Genomic DNA, 441 nt, shown 5'->3' with positions numbered 1-441 from the left:
GGCGTATACGGCTGGGCGATCGAGCGCATCGCCTACCGGCCGCTGCGCAACTCGACGCGGCTGGCGCCGCTGATCTCGGCTATCGGGATGTCGCTGATCCTGCAGAACTATGTCCAGCTGAGCCAGGGGCCGAACCAGCAGGGGATCCCGACGCTGCTTAGCGGCGCGTTGCGCATGACGGTGGGCGATGGGGTGGTGCAGATCACCTGGACCAAGGTGTTTATTCTCGTCGCGGCGCTGGTGGGGATGCTTATCCTGACCTGGATTATTCAGTATACCCGGCTGGGGCGCATCTGCCGCGCCACCCAGCAGGACCGGCGCATGGCGGCGATCCTTGGCATCAATACCGACCGGGTGATCTCCCTGGTGTTTGTCATCGGCGCGGCGATGGCCGGTCTGGCCGGCGTGCTGGTGACCATGAACTACGGCACCTTCGACTTC

Annotated in this window: 1 protein-coding gene; it reads left to right on the top strand. The window is 64.6% G+C overall.

Annotated features, from left to right (window positions below; translation table 11 throughout):
* The coding region (locus tag FJV41_RS55850; RefSeq protein WP_368773787.1) for a branched-chain amino acid ABC transporter permease at window positions 1–441 on the top strand (441 nt) is incomplete at both ends.

It is taken from the genome of Myxococcus llanfairpwllgwyngyllgogerychwyrndrobwllllantysiliogogogochensis, from assembly GCF_006636215.1.
GTDB lineage: Bacteria > Myxococcota > Myxococcia > Myxococcales > Myxococcaceae > Myxococcus > Myxococcus llanfairpwllgwyngyllgogerychwyrndrobwllllantysiliogogogochensis.
Note: the sequence above shows the minus strand (reverse complement) of the source record. Positions and strands in the feature narration are given on the sequence as shown.